Here is a 1,852-nt window from a genome sequence, read left to right as displayed (position 1 = left end):
ATGTGCAGACTGCGGTGGTGGCTAGGGCGGCGTCAGGAAGCCGACGTTGGCGATGCGGGTGCGTGATGAGCTGGGTGAGGTCTTCACCGATGGGGCGTTCGTCGATGCGTTCGGGGTTCGTGGCAGGCCGGGGATCTCGCCGGGGCAGTTGGCGATGGTCACGGTGTTGCAGTTCGCGGAGAACCTCACCGACCGGCAGGCCGCTGACGCGGTCCGGGGGCGGATCGACTGGAAATACTGTTTGGGTTTGGTGTTGACGGATCCGGGTTTTGATTTCAGTGTGTTGTCACAGTTCCGGACCCGGTTGGTCACCCATGATCTGCAGGGTGTGGCGTTCCAGACTCTCCTGGACCGGCTGGTCGAGCAGGGCCTGGTCAAAGCCCGGGGTCGGCTGCGCACCGACGCGACGTATGTGATGGCCGCGGTTCGTGATCTCAACCGTCTGGAGATGGTCGGTGAGACGCTGCGGGCGGCCCTCGAAGCCCTGACGGTGGCGGCACCGCGGTGGGCGGCTGAGCACGTCGACGCGGCGATGGTCCGACGATACGGTGCCCGGATCGATGAATGGCGGCTGCCGAAGGACCAGCCCGGCCGGCGGAAACTCGCCGCCCAGGTCGGGACGGACGGCTACCAACTGCTGGCCGCGGTCTTCGACGGGCAGGCCCCGCCCTGGCTGGGTGAGATCTCCGCCGTCGAGGTGCTGCGCCAGGTGTGGATCCAGCAATACGTTCGCGGCGAGGCTGGGCGGGAGGTGATCTGGCGGGACGCCGATATCGACGGTGAGCCTGCCGGGCAGAACCAGGATCATCTCCCCGTATGACATCGATGCCCGTTACAGCGAGAAACGCGGCCACCGCTGGCAGGGCTACAAAGTCCATATCAGTGAAACCTGCGACAACACCCCCACCCCCGGCGGTGGTACCGATCCCACCCGCCCACCGAACCTGATCACGAACGTGGTCACCACCCACGCCGCGGTGGCCGACTCAACGATGACCATGCCCATCCATGTCATGCTCGCCGGTCGGGGTCTGCTACCGGCCGAACACCTCATGGACGCCGGGCTACCCCTCCACGACGAACCTGCTGGCCTGCCGCACCGAGTACCAGGTGAGCCTGATCGCCCCGATGCGTGGTGATTCCTGCCACCCCGCCCGCACTCACAACGGTTTCACCCAGGCCGCGTTCACCATCGATTTCGACCACCAGCAAGCGACCTGCCCGCAAGGCCACCACTCGGGCAGCTGGCACCCCACCCGCCAGAACGGCCACGACGCCATCGTGGTCCGCTTCCCGACCAGCACCTGCAGTATCTGCCCGGCCCGCACCGTGTTGAGCGACGCTCTGCCTGACGATCGGGTTGAGCTGCCACGAAGTTTCCGGACAGGGGATCTAATATGATCTCGGTCTGGGATGGAGATGGGCATGGCGCGGCAGAAACGGTCCTACTCGCAGGAGTACCGCGATGAGGCGGTGAAGATGGTGATCGAGACGTCACGTCCGATCGCGGTCGTCGCGCGGGAACTCGGCTTGTTGGACGGCACTCTCGGTAATTGGGTCAGCGCGTATAGGAAGAGTCACCCTGTGGAAGAACAGCCCCTGGCTTTGCCGGATCGGGCGCGGTTGAAGGAACTCGAACGTGAGAACCGGGAGTTGCGGCTGCAGAACGAGTTCCTGAAAAAAGCGGCGGCCTTCTTCGCTCAGGATCATCGGTAAGCGACGTTTACGAGCTTATCGACGCCGAGAAGGCTGACTTTCCCATCGTGATGATGTGCACGGAATTGGAGGTGTCCCGGTCGGGCTATTACGAGTGGCGCGACCGACCGGAGTCGGCGACCGCAGCACGTCGTGG

3 protein-coding genes are annotated in these 1,852 nt (G+C 64.7%); all 3 read left to right on the top strand.

Annotated features, from left to right (window positions below):
- Window positions 1-52 precede the first annotated feature (52 nt).
- The 3 genes from DMB66_RS60815 to DMB66_RS60800 all read left to right on the top strand — a co-directional run bounded on the left by DMB66_RS60815 (window position 53) and on the right by DMB66_RS60800 (window position 1,716).
- On the top strand, window positions 53-820 hold the full coding sequence (locus DMB66_RS60815; protein WP_125812748.1) for a transposase: 768 nt from the start codon (window positions 53-55) through the stop codon (window positions 818-820).
- A gap of 188 nt (window positions 821-1,008) precedes the next feature.
- Window positions 1,009-1,401, top strand: coding sequence for a hypothetical protein (locus DMB66_RS60805; protein WP_158647759.1), 393 nt, complete (start codon window positions 1,009-1,011; stop codon window positions 1,399-1,401).
- Between the two features lie 24 nt (window positions 1,402-1,425).
- Window positions 1,426-1,716: a transposase gene (locus tag DMB66_RS60800; RefSeq protein WP_158647708.1), complete on the top strand. Its 291-nt coding sequence runs from the start codon at window positions 1,426-1,428 to the stop codon at window positions 1,714-1,716.
- The last annotated feature ends 136 nt before the right edge of the window (window positions 1,717-1,852 follow it).

This window comes from Actinoplanes sp. ATCC 53533, from assembly GCF_003947245.1.
This window is presented reverse-complemented; position numbering and strand designations above follow the sequence as displayed.

Coding starts and splice junctions, on each gene's coding strand:
- DMB66_RS60815 (WP_125812748.1), top strand. CDS start 53: ATGCGGGTGCGTGATGAGCTGGGTGAGGTCTTCACCGATGGGGCGTTC.
- DMB66_RS60805 (WP_158647759.1), top strand. CDS start 1,009: ATGTCATGCTCGCCGGTCGGGGTCTGCTACCGGCCGAACACCTCATGG.
- DMB66_RS60800 (WP_158647708.1), top strand. CDS start 1,426: ATGGCGCGGCAGAAACGGTCCTACTCGCAGGAGTACCGCGATGAGGCG.